Annotated in this window: 17 protein-coding genes; 9 read left to right on the top strand and 8 right to left on the bottom strand. The window is 72.4% G+C overall.

Annotated elements, in window-relative coordinates:
- The first annotated feature begins 60 nt into the window (after positions 1-60).
- Together AB0J80_RS17550 and AB0J80_RS17555 are read left to right on the top strand one after the other, a co-directional pair.
- Entirely contained in the window at positions 61-1206 is a 1146-nt protein-coding gene (locus tag AB0J80_RS17550) for a glycosyltransferase family 1 protein (protein WP_364705710.1), read from the top strand.
- 22 nt (positions 1207-1228) lie between these two features.
- Positions 1229-2344: a sugar phosphate nucleotidyltransferase gene (locus AB0J80_RS17555; RefSeq protein WP_364705711.1), complete on the top strand. Its 1116-nt coding sequence runs from the start codon at positions 1229-1231 to the stop codon at positions 2342-2344.
- A 4-nt stretch (positions 2345-2348) separates the two neighbouring features.
- Here AB0J80_RS17555 and AB0J80_RS17560 read toward each other — a convergent pair whose 3' ends face one another.
- Genes AB0J80_RS17560 through cofD form a run of 3 tightly spaced genes read right to left on the bottom strand, consistent with a single transcriptional unit; the run spans position 2349 to position 4869 of the window.
- Positions 2349-2900: an NUDIX hydrolase gene (locus AB0J80_RS17560; RefSeq protein WP_364705713.1), complete on the bottom strand. Its 552-nt coding sequence runs from the start codon at positions 2898-2900 to the stop codon at positions 2349-2351.
- Positions 2897-3913: a coenzyme F420-0:L-glutamate ligase gene (locus AB0J80_RS17565; protein ID WP_364705715.1), complete on the bottom strand. Its 1017-nt coding sequence runs from the start codon at positions 3911-3913 to the stop codon at positions 2897-2899. Before AB0J80_RS17565 ends, AB0J80_RS17560 begins: the two co-directional genes overlap by 4 nt.
- Positions 3913-4869, bottom strand: coding sequence for a 2-phospho-L-lactate transferase (gene cofD, locus AB0J80_RS17570; protein WP_364705717.1), 957 nt, complete (start codon positions 4867-4869; stop codon positions 3913-3915). The genes AB0J80_RS17565 and cofD overlap by 1 nt, the downstream gene beginning before the upstream one ends.
- 115 nt (positions 4870-4984) lie before the next feature.
- Here cofD and AB0J80_RS17575 point away from each other — a divergent pair, with 115 nt between their 5' ends.
- The 3 genes from AB0J80_RS17575 (at position 4985) to AB0J80_RS17585 (ending at position 9362) form a co-directional block, all read left to right on the top strand.
- Entirely contained in the window at positions 4985-5974 is a 990-nt protein-coding gene (locus AB0J80_RS17575; protein WP_364705718.1) for a hypothetical protein, read from the top strand.
- Between the two features lie 80 nt (positions 5975-6054).
- Positions 6055-8544, top strand: coding sequence for a bifunctional FO biosynthesis protein CofGH (locus AB0J80_RS17580; RefSeq protein ID WP_364706300.1), 2490 nt, complete (start codon positions 6055-6057; stop codon positions 8542-8544).
- A gap of 560 nt (positions 8545-9104) precedes the next feature.
- Positions 9105-9362, top strand: coding sequence for a WhiB family transcriptional regulator (locus AB0J80_RS17585; protein ID WP_189078882.1), 258 nt, complete (start codon positions 9105-9107; stop codon positions 9360-9362).
- Between the two features lie 34 nt (positions 9363-9396).
- Here AB0J80_RS17585 and AB0J80_RS17590 read toward each other — a convergent pair whose 3' ends face one another.
- Positions 9397-9777: a metallopeptidase family protein gene (locus tag AB0J80_RS17590; RefSeq protein WP_263024449.1), complete on the bottom strand. Its 381-nt coding sequence runs from the start codon at positions 9775-9777 to the stop codon at positions 9397-9399.
- Between the two features lie 291 nt (positions 9778-10068).
- Between AB0J80_RS17590 and AB0J80_RS17595 the strand changes: the two genes are divergently transcribed.
- Entirely contained in the window at positions 10069-10434 is a 366-nt protein-coding gene (locus AB0J80_RS17595) for a DUF3499 domain-containing protein (protein WP_023358955.1), read from the top strand.
- Between the two features lie 10 nt (positions 10435-10444).
- On the opposite strand, the gene AB0J80_RS17600 is transcribed toward AB0J80_RS17595, so the two are convergent.
- Complete coding sequence (locus AB0J80_RS17600; RefSeq protein WP_364705720.1) at positions 10445-11347, bottom strand: polysaccharide deacetylase family protein; 903 nt, start codon at positions 11345-11347, stop codon at positions 10445-10447.
- A gap of 118 nt (positions 11348-11465) precedes the next feature.
- Here AB0J80_RS17600 and AB0J80_RS17605 point away from each other — a divergent pair, with 118 nt between their 5' ends.
- Positions 11466-12203 (top strand): class I SAM-dependent methyltransferase, encoded by a 738-nt coding sequence (locus AB0J80_RS17605; RefSeq protein ID WP_364705722.1) that lies wholly within the window; start codon positions 11466-11468, stop codon positions 12201-12203.
- On the opposite strand, the gene AB0J80_RS17610 is transcribed toward AB0J80_RS17605, so the two are convergent.
- From AB0J80_RS17610 to AB0J80_RS17620, 3 genes are read right to left on the bottom strand one after another with little or no spacing between them, the layout of a single operon-like run.
- Positions 12115-12543 (bottom strand): DUF779 domain-containing protein, encoded by a 429-nt coding sequence (locus AB0J80_RS17610; protein ID WP_364705723.1) that lies wholly within the window; start codon positions 12541-12543, stop codon positions 12115-12117. The genes AB0J80_RS17605 and AB0J80_RS17610 overlap by 89 nt on opposite strands.
- On the bottom strand, positions 12543-14066 hold the full coding sequence (adh, locus tag AB0J80_RS17615) for an aldehyde dehydrogenase (protein WP_364705724.1): 1524 nt from the start codon (positions 14064-14066) through the stop codon (positions 12543-12545). Before adh ends, AB0J80_RS17610 begins: the two co-directional genes overlap by 1 nt.
- 39 nt (positions 14067-14105) lie before the next feature.
- Complete coding sequence (locus tag AB0J80_RS17620) at positions 14106-15380, bottom strand: GAF domain-containing protein (protein ID WP_364705726.1); 1275 nt, start codon at positions 15378-15380, stop codon at positions 14106-14108.
- Between the two features lie 108 nt (positions 15381-15488).
- Between AB0J80_RS17620 and AB0J80_RS17625 the strand changes: the two genes are divergently transcribed.
- Together AB0J80_RS17625 and nfi are read left to right on the top strand one after the other, a co-directional pair.
- Positions 15489-16922: an aldehyde dehydrogenase family protein gene (locus AB0J80_RS17625; protein ID WP_364705728.1), complete on the top strand. Its 1434-nt coding sequence runs from the start codon at positions 15489-15491 to the stop codon at positions 16920-16922.
- A 29-nt stretch (positions 16923-16951) separates the two neighbouring features.
- Positions 16952-17572 (top strand): deoxyribonuclease V, encoded by a 621-nt coding sequence (gene nfi, locus AB0J80_RS17630; protein ID WP_364706303.1) that lies wholly within the window; start codon positions 16952-16954, stop codon positions 17570-17572.
- Positions 17573-17666 lie beyond the last annotated feature (94 nt).

Consider the following 17666-nt stretch of genomic DNA (forward strand, 5'->3'; position numbering starts at 1 on the left):
GAGGCATCGAGCGGCGTACCCTTGCCAGTGGTCTGGCCCACAGATGTGAGGAGTTGCCACGTGACCGCCGGTCGCACGCCCCGAGTCCTCGTCGACGCCACCAGCGTCCCCGCCGATCGAGGCGGGGTGGGGAGATACGTCGACGGCCTGCTCGGTGCCCTCGGCGCGATCGGGCCCGACCGGGTGAACCTCGCCGTGGTCGCGCAGCGTTCGGATGCGGAGCGTTACTCCCGGATGCTGACCGGTGCCGAGGTCATCGCCGGGCCCGCCGCCATCGCGCACCGTCCCGCCCGTCTCGCCTGGGAGCAGACCGGGCTGCCGCTGCTGGCTCAGCAGGTGGGCGCCCAGGTGCTGCACTCGCCGTTCTACACGTGCCCGTTGCGGGCGGGTTGCCCGGTGACCGTCACGGTGCACGACGCGACCTTCTTCACCGAGCCGGAGCATTACGACAACACCAAGCGGACCTTCTTCCGCAGCGCCATCAAGACCTCGCTGCGGCGCGCCGCGCGGGTCATCGTGCCCAGCAAGGCGACGCGCGACGAGCTGATCCGCCTGCTCGACGCCGACCCGACCCGCATCGACGTGGCTTACCACGGCGTCGACCAGGGGGCCTTCCACGCGCCCAGTGACGAGGAGAAGGCCCGGGTCCGCGCCCGGCTCGGCCTCGGCGACTCCGGCTACGTCGCCTTCCTCGGCGCCAAGGAGCCGCGCAAGAACGTGCCCAACCTGATCCGCGGCTGGGCCCGCGCGGTCGCCGACTGGCCGCGCCCGCCGGCGTTGGTCATCGCCGGTGGCCAGGGGCACGACGACGACATCGACCGGGCGGTGGCCGAGGTGCCGTCGCACCTGCGGCTGCTGCGTCCCGGCTACCTCCGGTACGCGGACCTGCCCGGCTTCCTCGGCGGCGCGCTCGTGGCCTGCTACCCGTCCTTCGGCGAGGGCTTCGGCCTGCCGATCCTCGAGGCGATGGCGTGCGCGACTCCGGTGCTGACCACGCCGCGGCTGTCGCTGCCCGAGGTGGGGGGCGACGCGGTGGCGTACACGACCGAGGACCCGGACCGGATCGCCACCGACCTGGCCGACCTGCTGCACGACGAGCCGCGCCGCCTCACCCTCGCGAAGGCGGGCTTCGACCGGGCGAAGGAGTTCACCTGGTCGTCCAGCGCCGAGGTGCATGTCAACACCTGGAACCGCGTGGCGGCGTGAAAGTTCGTTACACTCCGTGCACATGAGTGAGAATCGGGGCGGGCTGTACGCCGTCATTCCCGCAGGTGGCAGTGGTACTCGTCTATGGCCGCTGTCCCGGGCTGGTCACCCCAAGTTTCTGCACCCGCTGACCGGCACCGAGGCGTCGCTGCTCCAGGCGACCGTGGACCGGCTGCTGCCCCTCGCCGATCCGTCCCAGGTGTTCGTCGTGACCGGCGTGGCCCACGCGGCCGCCGTGTCGCGTCAGCTCACCGCCGTACCGGAGGAGAACATCCTCGTCGAGCCGTCGCCGCGCGACTCGTGCGCGGCCATCGCCCTGGCCGCGGCGGTCATCGCCCGGCACGACCCGGAAGCGGTCATGGGCTCCTTCGCCGCCGACCACCTCATCGCGGACGGCGAACGCTTCATCGGCGTCCTCGAGCAGGCGATGGACGGCGCCCGCAAGGGCCTGCTCATGACGCTCGGCATCACCCCCACCCGCCCCGAGACCGGGTACGGCTACGTCCAGTGCGGCGGCCCGGTCGGCGAGGGCGCGGTCCTCGGGGTCGAGGAGTTCAAGGAGAAGCCCTCGTACGAGGTCGCCGAGGGCTACGTCAACTCGGGCAACTACCTGTGGAACGCGGGCATGTTCGTCTGGCGCGTCGACGTGTTCCTCAACGAGCTCGCCCGCCAGCAGCCGCAACTGCACGCCGGCATCTCCCGCATCGCGCAGGCCTGGGACTCGCCGGCCCGCGAGGAAGTGCTCGGCGAGGTGTGGCAGACGCTGCCGCGTATCTCCGTCGACTACGCGGTGATGGAGGGCGCGGCGGCGGTCGGCCGGGTCGGCACGGTCCCCGGCGACTTCGGCTGGAACGACGTCGGCGACTTCCACACCCTCGGCGAGGTGCTCGCGTCGGACCAGGCGGGCAACGTCGTGGTCGGCAAGGAGGCGCTGGCCAAGCCCGGCGTGATCCTGCGCGAGGCCGAGAACCTCGTGGTCGTGCCCAACTCCGGCCGGCTCGTGGCGGCGCTGGGTGTCCGCGACCTGATCGTGGTGGACACGCCGGACGCCGTGCTGGTCTGCCCCCGCGACCGGGCCCAGGAGGTCAAGTCCATCGTCGACGAGCTCAAGGACAAGGGCGAGCTCACCTACATCTGAGGGCTCAGAGCCGGGCGAACGCCGGGGCCAGCTGCTGCACCACGCCGCTCGCCAGCGGGGACGGCAGCGCGTCGGCGGTGAACCACGCCAGGTCCGCCGACTCGTCGCTGATCTGCTCCACCGCACCCGCCGGGCACACGGCGAGAAAGCGGACGTCGTAGTGCCAGGAGGCCTCGGCCGGCTGCCCGTCGGCCGGGGCGCAGCGCACCGCGTGCACGTCCACGTCGATGGGCTCCGGGTCGAGGCGAAGCCCCGCGATGCCCGACTCCTCCGTCGCCTCCCGCAGCGCGGCCGCCGCGAGGGTGGCGTCCCCGCTCTCGCAATGCCCGCCGACCTGCATCCACAGGCCGAGCCGCCCGTGCAGGCACAGCAGCACGCGGCGCCGCTCGTCGACGATGAGGGCGCTGGCCGTGACGTGCCCCGGCCGGTGCGCCCGGGTCAACGCCACCGGACCGGCGCCCAGCAGCTCGACCGTGCGCTTGCGCGCCACCGCGGCCGCCTCGGACGTGGGCTGCCAGCCGGACACCACCCTGAACGTGTCGTCGAAGAGGGTCATGGGGCGGCCTCCGAGACGGCGATCGTCGCGCCGGTCTCGTCGAAGGCCACCGCGGACGCCAGGCCCTCCGCCGCCAGCGCCGACCTCAGCCGCTGCACGTCGGCGCCGAAGCGCATCAGCCCCGCCGGGCTCGCGTCCACCGCCGTGCACCGCAGCGTCTGCGGCGACGGCACCGCCACCGCGCCGTCGAGCCCCGCCGTCGTGATCGCCCGCTGCACCGCCGCGGCGCTCGCCGGCCGATCCGTGGCGGCCTCCGGCAGGGCGGCCGCCGTGCGCAGTCCTTCGGCGTGGGCTTCCGCCGTACCGAGGGAGAACATGTCGCTGGCAGCGTCGCGGACCAGAATCTCCGCGCCGGGGGTCTCCGCGGCTCCCGCGCCGGGATAGCCGCGCACCACCGCGACCGGCACCTGGTCGCACTTGCCCTTCACCAGCTCGCCCGCCGCGGCCAGCTCGTCGACCACCGCCATCTGGGTGAGCTGGAGCTCGTTGCCGTAGGGGTCGATCTCGCCGCGATGGTCCCGGAACGGCGCGATCCCGGCCGCGCCCAGGGCCACGTCGGTGAGCCCGTTGCGCCAGGTGCGGCCCATGGTGTCGGAGACGATGACGCCCACGTGCAGGCCCCGCGCCGCCAGCGCCGCGTGCAACCGGCGGGCCGACTCGTCCGGCGACGCGGGCAGCAGCACGAGATGTGTCTTGTCCACGTTGGACGCGTCGATGCCCGCGGCCGCCATCACGAAGCCGTGGTGGGTCTGCACGATCGCCGTCGGGCCACGCCGCGCCACGACGCGCCGGGTCTCCGAAGCCAGCACCCGCGCCCGGGCGGCCTCGCGCTCCGGGCCGTCCGCGGGCACCTCGACCAGCCGGCCCTCGGCCTTCGACACGATCTTGCTGGTCACCACGAGCACGTCTCCGTCGCGCAGCCAGGGCGCGTTGCGGGTGATCAGCTCGGCCAGGTCGTCCCCGGCGGTCACGTCGCCGATGCCGCGCACCGGCAGGATCTCCAGCCCGTCCATCAAGCCACCCCCGCCAGCTCCAGCGCGGACGCGACCATCGCGGACGTCGCGTCCTCGTCCTTCATCCACAGGGGCACCGCTCTCGTGCGTACCCCCGGGATATCCGTGCCGTCGTCGACCGAGTCGACCAGCCAGCCGTCCAGCAGTCCCTGCTCCGACCGGGCGCCGTAGAGCGCGCCGACGCCCGCCGCGCTCACCTCGACGCCGAGCGTGGCCAGGCAGCGGTCGGCCATGCCCCGCACGGGCGCCCCGCCGATGATCGGCGACACCCCGACGACCGGCGCCGGGCCGTCCACCACGGCCTCCTTGAGCTGCGGTACGGCGAGAACCGGCGCGATCGACACCACGGGGTTGGACGGCGCCACGAGCACCACATCCGCACCCGCCACCGCCTCCAGCACACCCGCGGCGGGCTTCGCGGCCTCCGCCCCGACGAAGACGAACCGGTGCGTCGGCACGTCGCCGCGGTAGCGCACCCACCACTCCTGGAAGTGGATCGCCTTGCGCTCGCCGCCGACATCCGCCACCACGTGCGTCTCGAGCCGGTCGTCGGTCGCGGGCAGCAGCTCGATCCCCGGCTGCCAGCGCTCGCACAGCGCGGCGGTCACCTGGGACAGGGGGTAGCCGGCGTTGAGCATCGTGGTGCGTACCAGATGCGTGGCGGTGTCCTTGTCGCCCAGGCCGAACCAGGTCGGCTCGGCGCCGTACTTCGCCAGCTCCTCCTTGACCACCCAGGTCTCGCCGACCCGCCCCCAGCCGCGTTCGGGGTCCGCCGCGCCGCCCAGCGTGTACATGACGCTGTCGAGGTCGGGGCAGATCTGCAGGCCGTGCAGACGCACGTCGTCGCCGACGTTCACCACCGCCGTGACGTCGGCTCCGATACGCCGCGCATGCGCGCGCACGCCCATCAGGAACCGGGCGCCGCCGATCCCCCCGGTCAGAACCACGATCCGCATCCGACCATCCTTGCGCACGGTCCACCGGTACGCGGCTCCTGGGGCGCGGGTGTGATGCGGCTATCGGTACTAGCATGTGGCGACTTGTTCACCTCGCCAGATCAGGAGAGCCGCTGTGACCAGTACGCCACAGCCCCCGCAGGCCCGGCCGGTCCTCCCGGTGATCCGCCAGCTGCGCGACATCGCCGCGTACGCCCTCGTGGCCGCTCCCGCCGTCTGGCTCTTCGTGGCGATCATCCGGCTCGTCCCGTCCGACGTGGGGCAGGATTTCCTCACCCGGGTGCAGAACAGCTTCTACAGCTACGTCAACGTCGAGATCATCGCGCTGCCGCTGGCGGCGGTGCTGCTCGCGACGCTGGTCGAGCCCCGGCACCCGCACGCGCGGTTGATCACCATCGCCGCCCTGGTGGAGTACGCGGTGGCCGGCTTCTTCGCGGTCGTCTTCGGGTTCCTGATCGGCATCGTGAAGATCGCCGGCTTCAGCATCCGGGTCGCCCTCGAGGAGGTGCTCGTGCGCGCGGCCTGGCTCGCGGTCTTCGCGGTCGCGGCGTACGCGGTGTTCCTGATCTGGCGCACGTTGTACTACACGCCCAAGCCGAAGCCCCAGCCCGGTGTGTACGGGCAGCCCCCGCAGCAGCAGTGGGGCCAGCAGCCGTACGGTCAGCCGGGCTACCCGCCGCAGCCGGGCCAGCCGGGGTTCCCGCCGCCCGGGTTCCCTCCCGGTCAGCCGCAGCCTGGTCAGCACCAGCCGGGCCACCCGCAGCCTGGTCAGCACCAGCCTGGTCAGCCGCAGCCGGGTCAGCAGGCGTGGGGTCAGCCGGTCTGGGGGCAGCCGACCGCGCAGCAACCCACTGTGCAGCAGGCCTCCGCGCCTCCGGCCCCGGGAACGCCAGCGGCACCGGGAACGCCGCCGGGACCGTTCGCCCCGGCTCCCGGTCATCCGCACGGCGGCCCGGCCTACGCCCCGCCCGCTCCCGGCGCATCCTCTGCGTACCCGCAGCCGCAGCCGCCCGCCGGGCCCGCCGATCCGACCCAGACGATCCCCTCCCGCGCGGACGACGAGGACCGCACCCGGATCGTGGGCGAGGAGCCGCCGCGGGGCTGAGTGTCCCAGACCACTGCGCAACGGCCGTGACCTCAGCGGCAGCCGGCTTCTTTCCGGCCTAGGCTGCACGGGTGGCAGCTGTGGACATTCCGCCGACCGAAGCCAGCATCCGCCGCGCCCTCAAGCGGGCCGCCGACGGCCGGGCGATCGACGCCGACGAGGCGACGGCCCTGCTCGCGGCCGAGGGTGGGCTCTTCGACGACCTGCTGAGCATCGCCGGGGGCGTGCGCGACGCGGGGCTGCGTGAGGCCGGTCGCCCGGGTGTGGTCACGTACTCGAAAAAGGTCTTCATCCCGCTCACCCGCCTGTGCCGCGACCGGTGCCACTACTGCACCTTCGCGACCGTGCCGCACCGGCTGCCGGCCGCGTTCCTCGAGCGTGACGAGGTCCTGGCCATCGCGCGCGAAGGCGCCGCGCAGGGCTGCAAGGAAGCGCTGTTCACGTTGGGCGACAAGCCCGAGGAACGCTGGCCGGCCGCCCGGCAGTGGCTCGACGAGCGGGGCTACGACTCGACGCTGGACTATGTGCGCGCGTGCGCGATCGCCGTGCTCGAGGAGACCGGGCTGCTGCCGCACCTCAACCCCGGCGTGCTGAGCTGGGCCGAGCTGCAGCGGCTCAAGCCGGTCGCCCCCAGCATGGGCATGATGCTCGAGACCACCGCCACCCGCCTGTGGTCGGAGCCGGGCGGCCCGCACTACGGCTCGCCCGACAAGGAACCCGCTGTGCGCCTGCGGGTGCTCGACGACGCCGGCCGGGTCGGGGTGCCGTTCACGACCGGCATCCTCATCGGCATCGGCGAGACCCGCGCCGAGCGCGCGGACGCCATCTTCGCGATGCGGCGCACCGCCCGGGAGTACGGCCACATCCAGGAGATCATCATCCAGAACTTCCGCGCCAAGCCGGACACGGCGATGCGCGGCATGCCGGACGCCGAGCTGCGCGAGCTCGCCGCGACCGTGGCGGTGGCCCGGATCATCATGGGCCCGCGCGCCCGCGTCCAGGCCCCGCCCAACCTCATCGCGGGCGAGTACGACCTGCTGCTGCGCGCCGGCATCGACGACTGGGGTGGCGTCTCCCCGGTGACCCCCGACCACGTCAACCCCGAGCGTCCGTGGCCGCAGATCGAGCTGCTGCGCGACATGTCGGCGCGCTCCGGCTTCGAGCTGCGCGAACGGCTGACCATCTACCCCGAGTACATCCGCCGCGGCGAGGGCTGGCTCGACCCGCGCCTGGCCGCCCACGTCGCCGCGCTGGCCGAGGCGTCCGGGCTGGCCCGCGAGGACGCGATGCCGGCGGGCCTGCCGTGGCAGGAGCCCGACGACGCGTACGCGGGCGGCCGCACCGACCTGTTCGCGACGATCGACACCGAGGGCCGCACGAGCGACCGCCGCGGCGACTTCGACTCCGTCTACGGTGACTGGACGGAAGTGGCGGCGCACATCACCACCGACACCACCGAGCGGATCGAGACGGATGTGCTCGCCGGGCTGCGTCTGGCCGCCGAGGACCCGGCCCGGCTGCTGCTGCCGGAGCACGAGGACAAGGCCATGGCCCTGTTCCAGGCGGACGGCTCGGCGCTGGACGAGCTCGCCCGCATCGCCGACGACCTGCGCCGCGAGGTCAACGGCGACGACGTCACCTACGTCGTCAACCGCAACATCAACTTCTCGAACGTCTGCTACGTCGGGTGCCGCTTCTGCGCCTTCGCCCAGCGCGAGCGGGACGCCGACGCGTACAGGCTGTCGGTCGAGCAGGTCGCCGACCGGGCCGAGGAGGCGTGGCGCGACGGTGCCACCGAGGTCTGCATGCAGGGCGGCATCGACCCCAAAATGCCGATCACCGCGTACGCGGATCTGGTGCGAGCGGTGAAACAACGCGTACCGGCCATGCACGTCCACGCGTTCTCCCCGATGGAGATCGTCACCGGCGCGGCCAAGGCAGGTGTCGGAGTGCGCGAGTGGCTCACCGAGCTGCGCGACGCCGGCCTCGACACCATCCCGGGCACCGCCGCCGAGATCCTCGACGACGACGTGCGCTGGGTCCTCACCAAGGGCAAGCTCCCGGCGGCCACCTGGATCGACGTGGTCACCACGGCCCACCAGCTCGGCATCCGCTCCAGCTCCACCATGATGTACGGCCACGTCGACCACCCCCGCCAATGGCTCGGCCACTTCCGCGTCCTCGCGGGAGTGCAGGACGTGACCGGCGGCTTCACCGAGTTCGTGGCGCTGCCGTTCATCCACACCAACGCGCCGATCTACCTGGCCGGCATCGCCCGCCCCGGCCCGACCTGGCGCGAGAACAGGGTCGTGCACGCGATGGCCCGCATCCTGCTGCACGGCCGCATCGACAACATCCAGTGCTCCTGGGTGAAACTCGGCGACGAGGGCACGGTCGCGATGCTCAACGGCGGCTGCAACGACCTCGGCGGCACGCTGATGGAGGAGACGATCTCGCGGATGGCGGGCTCGGAACACGGCTCGGCGCGAACGGTCACCGAGCTGAAGGAGCTGGCCGCGGCGGCGGGCCGCCCGGCGGTGCAGCGCACGACCGTCTACGGCCGCCAGTAGGGGGTCGCGCGTCGCCCTCGGCGGCCCCCGGACCGCGTCGCCCCAGCCGCCCTCACCGCCAGCCGCGCCGCCTCAGGCCGGACGGTCTCGGGCCGGGCGGTCCTGGGCCGGGCGGTCTTGGGCCGGGCCGTCTCCGGCCGCGCCGCTCCCGGCCGAGGCGGTGCGGTCGGCGGCACCCGTCTGGTCGTCGGGCCTTCGGGCGGCAGTGGCCGGGCCCACATCGGCCCGTTAGTCGTGCTGCGGGCCGTCTCGGTGACCGGACCCCCTGGCAGCAAGATTACAAATTGGGGTAATTTGGACGCGACGCGCCGACTGTGCGTTACCTCTCGGCGGCTCTGAGAGATAGGGCTGGAACGGGACCGTGAGGTGGCGACGGCGCCTCGGGATAACGGGCCTATTTATCAGGTTCGGCTTGACGACGCACGTCTTACACGCGTGTAATTTCGGGTGGGGTTGTGGGAAAGATGCGCCGCGAACCGCGTATTTCCCGCAAGAAACACGCCGCGTGCGTGGGGGGTCAGTGCTGGCATCGCTGCCGGCGCGGAGAAGGAGGCACGCCGATGGAAACGCAGGTAGAAGGAGTAGACCTGCTCGGGGACGCGCCCGAGTGGCAGGAGCGGGCGCTGTGCTCGCAGACCGATCCTGAGGCATTCTTCCCGGAGAAGGGCGGTTCGACCCGCGAGGCGAAGCGCATCTGTGGCCGCTGCGACGTGAAGGCGGAATGCCTCGAGTACGCCCTCGGTCACGACGAGCGGTTCGGCATCTGGGGCGGTCTTTCCGAGCGGGAGCGACGCAAGCTCAAGCGCCGGGTGGCGTGAGCGGCGGCTCTCGTGCGGACGCCGGGGGGCCGTCCTACGAGAGCTCGTCGGGATCGACGCCGAGCAGGTTGGCGACCTGCTCGATGATCACATCGTGGACGAGGTCGGCGAGGTCCTCGCGGTCCATCGCCCGGAACTCCAGCGGCCGCCGGTAGAGCACGATCCGCGGCGGGAGCTCCTGGCGGCCGGGCCGGCCCGGCAGCAGCCGGGCCAGGGGCACCTCGCCGTCCTCGAGCACATCGGAGTCGTACACGTTCAGTTCCGGGGGCACGTCCTCGACCGCGAACTCCACGCCGGCCAGCTCCTTGGCGTACCGGCGTTCCAGGCTCTCGACCGTGTCGAGCACGAGATCGTCGAAGATCTCCGCCTTGGTCCGGGCGAGCGGCACGGTCGCCGGGACGAGCCGGCCGCGCAGCCCGCGGCCGTGCCGGTCACGGCGGGCGGGTCGGCCCGGTCCTGGCGTACGCGCGGACCGGCCGGGATCGGATCCGGCCCGGCGGCGGTCGGGACTGGTGGTCACGCGACCAGCCTAGCCCGCCGAGCGCTTCGGACGTGGTCAGGCTGTGCCGGGCGCGTTTCGTCACCGGGAATTCGCCCCAATGGGACGGCGTGTCGGAACGCCATGTCGAAATCGTGATGCATGGTGGGTCGGCGTGTCGCGGCACCATCGGCCCCGCGCGAGCGCGCTTAGAGATAACGTGCCGCCGTGAGGTCCCCACGGCGCTGCTCCCGCAACGGCTGTCCCCGACAGGCGGTCGCCACCCTGACCTACGTCTACAGCGACTCGACGGCCGTGGTCGGTCCGCTGGCCGCGTTCGCCGAGCCGCACACGTACGACCTCTGCGAACCCCACGCGCGCAGCCTCACCGCGCCGCGCGGCTGGGAGCTCGTGCGCCACGACGGTGACTTCGCGCCCCCGCCTCCCACGACCGACGATCTGGTCGCCCTGGCCGACGCGGTTCGTGAGGCGGCCCGCCCGGCCCCGCCGCCGCGCCCGGAGGAGCACGACAATCTCCCCGGCCACCAGACCGGCCGCCGCGGCCACCTCCGGGTCATCCCGCCCTCGCACTGAGGGCTGCGACTCACGGCAGGGCGATCAGCGTGTAGCGCTGCTTCAGCCACGGGATGAGCGTCTCGTACGCGCTGATCGTCCCCGGCTGGGCGTAGTCGTGGGACAGCACGATCGCGCCCTTGCTGACGTGCTGCTTGACCCCGTGGATCACCTTCGCCTGGTGGGCGTCGCCCGACTCGCCCGAGGGGTGGTCCCAGTCCCGCGGGTCGACCTGCCAGTAGATGGAGGTCATGCCGAGCTCGCGGGCCTGCGCGACGAACTCGGGCGTGAAGTTCCCGCCGGGCGCGCGCATGTACCTGATCTCCGCACCCGGCACGGCGTCCCGGATGGCGTCGTTCGTCCGCTGAAGATCGGCGCGGATCACCGACGCGTTCTTCTTGCCGAGCGTCAAGCTGTGCCGCCACGTGTGGTTGCAGAGGGTGTGTCCTTCGGCGGCGATGCGCCGGACCAGGTCCGGGTGCGCGGCCACGTTCTGGCCGACGAGGCAGAACGTCGCCTTGACGTGCGTTTTCTTGAGCAGGTCCAGCATCTTCGGCGTCTGCACGGGGTCCGGGCCGTCGTCGAAGGTGAGGGCCACCCCGGCCTGTCCGGTCTTCATGAGGCTGTTCGCCGGCCCGCCGTGGTGCTGCTCCTTGGTCTTGGTCGGCTCGGGATCCACGCTGACCGGCACGTCGGCTCCGTCGGCGTCCGACGACGGCGAAGAGGACGGGGACGAGGACGCGGACGCAGCCGGGTGGGAAGGCGCGGCCGAGTGGGAGTGGGCCGGGGTCGGGCGGGTCGTCGCCGGCGCCGAGGAGGCCGCCGGCGCCGCGGCCACCCAGCTCGGGTCGACGGCCGTGCCGCAGCCGGCCAGTCCGGCCAGTCCGGCCAGGGCCAGCGTCAGGCCGGTCATCAACACCTTGGGGGTACGCATCGCCGCAACTCCGTCCGCAACACGGGAACCAGGACGGAGAGAAATATGGTCGGCCGACGCCGTGACGGGGGCGTTGCGGCGCCGAGGTGGCACGCTTCGGGGAGAAGGTGAGGGGTTCGTGAACGGAGCAGATCCGGGCCGCTGGTCCGATGTGGCCGAGGGCTGGGCCGAGCTGTGGGGCGGGTTCGCCGAGCCGGCCTGGCGTGCCGTCCTGGATGCGAGCGGTACGCCTCCCGGAGCGCGCGTCCTCGACGTGGGCTGCGGCAGCGGCGACTTCCTGGCGTACTGCGGCGAACGCGGTATGACGACCTCCGGCATCGATCCCGCGCCCGGGATGGTGGCTCTGGCCCGCGGCCGGACGCCGGACGTGCGGCTCGGGGGCGCGGAGAAGCTGCCGTGGGAGGACGGCACGTTCGATCTCGCGACGTCGTTCAACGCGTTGCAGTTCGCCGAGGACACCGACGACGCCCTGGCCGAGATGGTGCGGGTGACCGTGCCCGGCGGTCACGTGGCGGTGGCGAACTGGGCGGAGGCCGCGGTGAACGAGCTGGACGCCCTCGAACGCGCGCTCGAGGACGGGCCGCCGCGGCCCGACGGCGATCTGCGGCTGCCCGGTGGGCTTCGGGAGCTGCTGGAGGACGGGGGTCTCGTCGACGTGGTGGAGGGTCTCGCCGAGGTGCCGTGGGAAGCCCCGGACGACGACGCGCTCGTCCGGGGCATTCTGCTCGGCGAGGATCCCGGGCTCGCCGCGAGGGTGCTCGCCGCGGCTACCCCGTACCGGAGGAAGGTCGGGGGTTATCGGCTGGTGAACCACTTCCGCTTTGCGGTAGGAGAGAAGCCAGCTCCGACGGTGTGAGCACGCGGCTGCGGATCAGGAAGCGCACGCCCTCGGGCGCCTCCAGGCTGAAGCCGCTGCCGCGGCCCGGCACCACGTCGACCGTGAGATGGGTGTGCTTCCAGGCCTCGAACTGCGACGTGCTCATCCAGAAGGACACCGGCTCGGCCACCCCGTCGATGTGCAGCTCCTCCAGCAGCACGTCGCTGGAGCCGGTGCGGAACTCCCCGTCCGGGTAGCACATCGGGGCGCTGCCGTCGCAGCAGCCGCCGGACTGGTGGAACATCAACGGCCCGTGCTGTCCCCGCAGCGAGCGGATCAGCTCAGCCGCCGCGGGGGTCACGTCCACCCGGGCACCCATCAGAAGAAGCCCATGGCCTTGGGGGAGTAGCTGACCAGGAGGTTCTTCGTCTGCTGGTAGTGGTCCAGCATCATCTTGTGGTTCTCCCGGCCGATGCCCGACTGCTTGTACCCGCCGAACGCGGCGTGCGCCGGGTACAGGTGGTAGCAGTTCGTCCACACCCGACCGGCCTTGATGTCGCGCCCGGCCCGGTACGCGAGGTTGATGTCCCGGGTCCAGACGCCGGCGCCGAGGCCGTACAGGGTGTCGTTGGCGGTCTTGATGGCGTCCTCGTAGTCGCTGAACGAGGTCACCGAGACCACCGGCCCGAAGATCTCCTCCTGGAAGATCCGCATCGAGTTCGAGCCCTCGAAGATGGTCGGCTGCACGTAGTAGCCACCGGACAGATCCCCGCCCAGGTCTGCCCGGGCGCCACCGGTGAGCACCTTCGCACCCTCCTGCCGCCCGATGTCCAGGTAGGACAGGATCTTCTCGAGCTGGTCGTTCGAGGCCTGCGCGCCGACCTGGGTGTCGGTGTCCAGCGGGTTGCCCTGCTTGATGTTCTCCACCCGCTTGACGCCGGCGGCCAGGAAGTCCGAGTAGTGGCCCTGCTGGACCAGCGCCCGCGACGGGCAGGTGCAGACCTCGCCCTGGTTGAGCGCGAACATCGCGAAGCCCTCGAGCGCCTTGTCCATGAAGTCGTCGTCGGCGCGGCTGACGTCCTCGAAGAAGATGTTCGGGCTCTTGCCGCCGAGTTCCAGGGTCACCGGGATGATGTTCTCGGAGGCGTACTGCATGATCAGGCGGCCGGTGGTGGTCTCGCCGGTGAACGCCACCTTGGCGACGCGCTTCGACGACGCCAGCGGCTTGCCCGCCTCCACGCCGAACCCGTTGACGATGTTGACGACGCCCGGCGGCAGCAGGTCCGCGACGAGCGACATCCAGTAGTGGATCGAGGCCGGGGTCTGCTCGGCCGGCTTGAGCACCACGGCGTTGCCGGCGGCCAGCGCGGGCGCGAGCTTCCAGGTCGCCATCAGGATCGGGAAGTTCCACGGGATGATCTGCGCGACGACGCCCAGCGGCTCGTGGAAGTGGTAGGCGATGGTGTCGTCGTCGATCTCGCCGAGCGTGCCCTCCTGGGCCCGCAGCGCCCCCGCGAAGTAGCGGAAGTGGTCGATCGCGAGGGGGATGTCGGCGGCCATGGTCTCCCGGACCGGCTTGCCGTTCTCCCACGTCTCGGCGACCGCGAGCTTCTCGAGGTTCGCCTCCATCCGGTCGGCGATCTTGTTGAGGATGTTCGCGCGTTCGGAGGGCGACGTGCGGCCCCACGCGTCGGCCGCGCCGTGCGCCGCGTCGAGGGCGCGCTCGACGTCGTCGGCGGTACCCCGGGCGATCTCACAGAAGTCCTGCCCGGTCACCGGGGAGGGGTTGCCGAAGTACTGACCCTTGACGGGCGGCACGTACTCGCCGCCGATCCAGTGGTCGTACCGGGACTCGTAGGCGACGATCGCGCCGTCGGAACCGGGCGGGGAGTAGACAGTCATGACGCACGACCTCCGTATCCGAGGGGGATGCGCCGGACGCTAACGACGCAGACGTTGCACAGACGTTGCAAGCCCGTAGTCGAGCGAAAGCGAGGCCACGCGGTTGTCGGCGAGGAGGCGAGCGGGGGAGCTAGGAGGAAGGGCGGCGGCGTAGGCCTCCCACATCTCCAGGTCTTCGGATCCCCAGGCGGTGGTGAGCCAGGTCTGGAGCAGACCCGGATCGCCGGCCGCGAGGATCGCCGTGCGCAGGCGGGAGTCGAGGAGGCGGCGCAGCCGCACGACGCCGGGTGCGTCGGACGAGGGGAGCAGCGGGCCGGTGTAGGCGGTCAGGGCCTCCGCGACCAGGCCGCGATCGAGCAGCCGGGTGACGTCGAGGAAGTCCGCCGACACCTCGCCCCGCAGGCGGTAGGGGCGGGAGTCCAGCAGCGACGGTCCCAGGATGCGGCGCAGGCGGGACAGCTCTGCGCGTACCGTCACCGGGTTTTGATCGTCGGCGTAGAGATCGAAACCCAACTGATCTCCGGTACGCCCGTCGGGGTGGACCAGAAGCAGGCACAGGAGTTCCGAGTGACGGCGGCCGAGCCGTAGCTTGCGCCCACCGACCGCCACCACGGCGTCTTCGCGCCCGAGCAGTGACACCGTGGTGGTGTCCGGCTGCAGATGACTGCCCAGATAGGCCTCCGCGGCGAGCGCGGTGGCCCGGACCAGCGCGAGGCTGTGCGGGTTGGCGAGATGGTCGCCGCCGGTCACGTCGATCGCGCCGAGGAGGGCACCGGTCGCCGGATCGTGGATCGGTGCCGCCGCGCAGGTCCAGCGCTGCACGCCGCGGCTGAAGTGCTCGGTGGCGAAGATCTGCAGGGGGTGGTCGACGGCGAGGGCCGTGCCGGGCGCGTTCGTGCCGGCGTGCGCCTCGTCCCAGCGGGCACCCGGCACGAAGTTCATCGACTCCGCGGGGCGCAGCACCGACGCGTGTCCCTCCACCCAGAGCAGCCGCCCGTGCGCGTCGCAGACCGCCATGAGGTGGTCGCCGTCGTCGGCCAGGCCGCCCAGCAGGTCCCGGAAGATCGGCAGGACGCGGGCCAGCGGGTGCGCCGCCCGGTACGCCTCGAGCTCGCCCTCGGTGAGCTCGATGGGCGCCGTGCTGTCGGGGCTGACCAGGGCGCCGGCCGAGCGCCGCCACGAGTCGACCACCACGGAGCGCACCTGGTGGACGCGTCGTTCCCCGGTCAGGAACAGCTCGTGGGCGCGGCCGACCTGGCTGATCCGTTCCGCGGGGTCGGTGCCGCGGTCGAGCGCGAGCCAGGGGTTGGACATGGGCCACCTCCAGACACCCCATCGTGACCCGCATCACCCGTTCCGACAACACCGGAGCCTTGTCCACAGCCCCTGCTCAGCCACGGCTCCGCGGCATAGGCTGGCGGCGTGGACGCGACAGCTTTCTATGTGGCAGGCGCACCGGCGCACGGGGCCGACGAGGTCACCGTGACGCATCCCTATGACGGCCGGACGGTCGGGCGGACCACCTGGGCCGAGCCGGACCAGGTCGAGGCCGCGGTCGCGGCCGCGGCGGGGGTCGCCGACGAGGCCGCAGCCCTGCCCGCGCACGTGCGCGCGGCCGCGCTGGACCACGTGTCGCGCCGCATCGCCGAGCGCCGCCAGGAGATCGCCGAGCTGATCACCGCGGAGAACGGCAAGCCGGTCAAGTGGGCGCTGGTGGAGGCGGACCGCGCCGTCTCGGTCTTCCGCTGGGCCGCCGAGGAGGCCCGCCGGTTCGCGGGTGGTCTGCAGCGCCTCGACACCGACCCCGGCGGCACGGGCCGCGTCGCGGTCGTGAAGCGGGTGCCGCGCGGGCCGGTGCTGGGCATCTCGCCGTTCAACTTCCCGCTCAACCTCGTCGCCCACAAGATCGCCCCGGCGCTGGCGGTGGGTGCGCCGATCGTGCTCAAGCCCGCGCCGGCCACCCCGCTGACCGCGTTGCTGCTCGGCTCGATCCTGGCGGAGACCGACCTCCCGGCCGGCATCTTCTCCGTCCTGCCGGTCCCCAACGACCGCGCCTCCGCGCTGGTGGCCGATCCGCGGCTGCCGATCGTGTCGTTCACCGGCTCCGGGCCGGTGGGCGCGGAGATCCGCCGGGCTGCCCCCGACAAGCACGTCACCCTCGAGCTGGGCGGTAACGCGGCGGTGCTGCTCTGTGGCGACTACGGCAGCGACAAGGATCTCGAGTGGGCGGCCCAGCGGGTCGCCACCTTCGGCACCTACCAGGCGGGGCAGAGCTGCATCGCCGTCCAGCGCGTGTACGTCCACGAGGGCCTCGACCTGCTCCCGAGGCTGACCGCGGCGGTCGAGGCGCTGCACACCGGCGACCCGTCGGACCCCGCGGTGGAGGTCGGCCCGATGATCAGCGAGGAGGCGGCCCGCCGGGTCGAGTCCTGGGTCGACGAGGCGGTGGCGGCCGGTGCCACAGTGGTGGCCGGTGGCAAGCGCGACGGTGCCACGTACCCGCCGACGATCCTGACCGGGGTGCCCGCCGACGCCAAGGTGGTGGCCGAGGAGGTGTTCGGGCCGGTCCTGGTCGTCTCCGAGGTGCCGTCCGACGAGGCGGGCTTCGCGGCGATCAACGACTCGGCGTACGGCCTGCAGGCGGGCGTCTTCACCCACGACCTCCAGACCGCGTTCGCCGCGCATCGCCGGCTCAAGGTCGGCGGCGTGATCATCGGCGACGTGCCGTCGTATCGCGCCGACCAGATGCCGTACGGCGGGGTCAAGGGCAGCGGCGTGGGCCGCGAGGGCGTGGCGAGCGCGATGGAGGACTACACCGAGCCGCGGGTCATGGTGCTCACCGGGGTGGAGCTCTGAGCGCCTGGCCGCGTACGGAGGAGGAGGCCCTGGCGACCCAGGACGCGTTGCGGTCCCGGCTGGTCCTCGGCGGCGGACCGGCCGAGCCGGCGACCGTGGCGGGGCTGGACGTCGCGTACCACGAGGACGGCCGCCGGCTCGCCGCCGCGGTGGTCGTGCTCGACCCCGCCGACCTGCGGGTGGTGGACACCGCCGTGGTGCGGGGCGAGGCCGCCTTTCCGTACGTGCCGGGGCTGTTCGCCTTCCGCGAGGTGCCCGCCCTCCTGGAGGCGCTCGGCAAGCTCACGGTGCAACCGGACGTGCTCATCTGCGACGGGCACGGCCTGGCCCACCCGCGGCGCTTCGGGCTGGCCTGTCACCTCGGGGTGCTGACCGGGCTGCCGGCCTTCGGCGTCGGTAAGACCCCGTTGGTCGGCTCGTGGGAGCAGCCGGACGATCGGCGGGGCGCCCGCGCCGACCTGATCGACGGCGGGGAGACGGTGGGGGCGGTGCTGCGTACCCGGACGGGGGTGAAGCCGGTTTTCGTGTCTGTCGGACATCGGATGGACCTCGACGGCGCGTGCACGTTGACGCTGCGGCTCGCCTCCCGCTTTCGGTTGCCCGAGTCCACCCGGCTCGCTGACCGCGCCTGCCGTGACGCCTTGCGGTAACCGCCTCGAGACGGGGACGCCATGCGATTGCGACCTGCCCGGCACCTGCGCTCGGTTAGTCTCGGCGGGACGGGAAAACTGCCGAGGGGTGTGC

The sequence above is a fragment of the Actinoplanes sp. NPDC049548 genome (assembly GCF_040676695.1).
Classification (GTDB): Bacteria; Actinomycetota; Actinomycetes; order Mycobacteriales; family Micromonosporaceae; genus Actinoplanes.